Source organism: Methylobacterium nigriterrae, assembly GCF_037106235.1.
Classification (GTDB): Bacteria; Pseudomonadota; Alphaproteobacteria; order Rhizobiales; family Beijerinckiaceae; genus Methylobacterium; species Methylobacterium nigriterrae.
This window is the reverse complement of record NZ_JBAWTG010000398.1, coordinates 1-1,152: the sequence shown is the minus strand read 5'-3', so window position 1 is coordinate 1,152 and position 1,152 is coordinate 1. Positions and strand designations below refer to the sequence as shown.

Sequence of the window (1,152 nt, the reverse complement as noted above, 5' to 3'; positions counted from 1 at the left end):
GGCCTGACCCGCGAGGCGCAGATCCTGTGCTTCCTGGCCGGCGCGAACTCGATCTTCTACGGCGAGCGCCTGCTCACCACGGCCAACAACGAGACCGATGCCGACACGCAGTTGCTGGAAGATCTCGGTATCGCTGTGTCGAATGAAGCTCAGGAAGCCGGTGTCTTTTCGCCGAGACGATCCAACCCGTCCTGAACTGAATTGATGGGGCGCCCTCCTGCCAGCGATAACACATGACGCTCAGATCCAGAACCGCGCTGATCACCGGATCGACGAGTGGCATCGGCCTGGCTCTCGCCCGAGGGCTCGCCCAAGCGGGCGCAAACGTCGTCTTGAACGGGTTCGGGAAGCCGGACGAGATTGAGGCGCTCCGAGCCGGGCTCGCCACCGAATTTGGTGTCAAATCACTTTACTCCGGCGCTGACATGACCGTGCCCGGCGCGATCGCCGCGATGGTGCAGGATGTCGAAGACCGTTTCGGCGCCGTCGACATCCTGGTGAACAATGCCGGCGTCCAGTTCGTCTCTCCCATCGAGGCGTTCCCGACGGAGCAATGGGACAGGATCGTCGCCGTAAACCTGTCCTCCGTCTTCCATACGATGCGTGCCGTCATACCGGGCATGAAGCGCCGGGCTTGGGGCCGCATCATCAATACGGCCTCCGCGCATTCGCTCGTCGCATCACCCTTCAAGTCGGCCTATGTCGCGGCCAAGCACGGCGTTGCCGGCCTGACCAAGGCGGCCGCTCTCGAGCTTGCGCCGCACAAGGTAACGGTGAACTGCATCTCGCCGGGCTTCGTCTTGACGCCCCTCCTCGAAGCCCAGATCCAGGCTACCATGGCCGAGCGCGGTCTCGGACGGAACGCCGCAGTCGAGGACCTGCTCTCGTCACGGCAGCCAACCCTGGAATTCGTCACGCCCGAGCAGATCGCCGCCGTCGCCGTATTCCTCTGCTCGCTGGCCGCAGACCAGATCACCGGTGCGAACCTGTCGGTCGACGGGGGCTGGACGGCTCAGTAACGCCAGACAGGCCCAGCTTCAACGGCCTTGCCCTGGCTTCGTGAGCCGTCGGTGGTCGCATATTCCCACGCTTGTCCTGGGCTGGCCTCCTGAACCCATTCCGAGCCTGTCCGACTCCGTCACGTTCCTCCCC

Annotated in this window: 1 protein-coding gene and 1 pseudogene; both read left to right on the top strand. The window is 64.1% G+C overall.

What is annotated here, in order from left to right:
• Nucleotides 1-195: pseudogene (locus tag WDW90_RS37385) on the top strand (hypothetical protein); the annotation flags it as partial.
• A 38-nt stretch (nt 196-233) separates the two neighbouring features.
• Nucleotides 234-1,019: a 3-hydroxybutyrate dehydrogenase gene (locus WDW90_RS37380; RefSeq protein ID WP_336492768.1), complete on the top strand. Its 786-nt coding sequence runs from the start codon at nt 234-236 to the stop codon at nt 1,017-1,019.
• Nucleotides 1,020-1,152 lie beyond the last annotated feature (133 nt).

Coding starts and splice junctions, on each gene's coding strand:
- WDW90_RS37380 (WP_336492768.1), top strand. CDS start 234: ATGACGCTCAGATCCAGAACCGCGCTGATCACCGGATCGACGAGTGGC.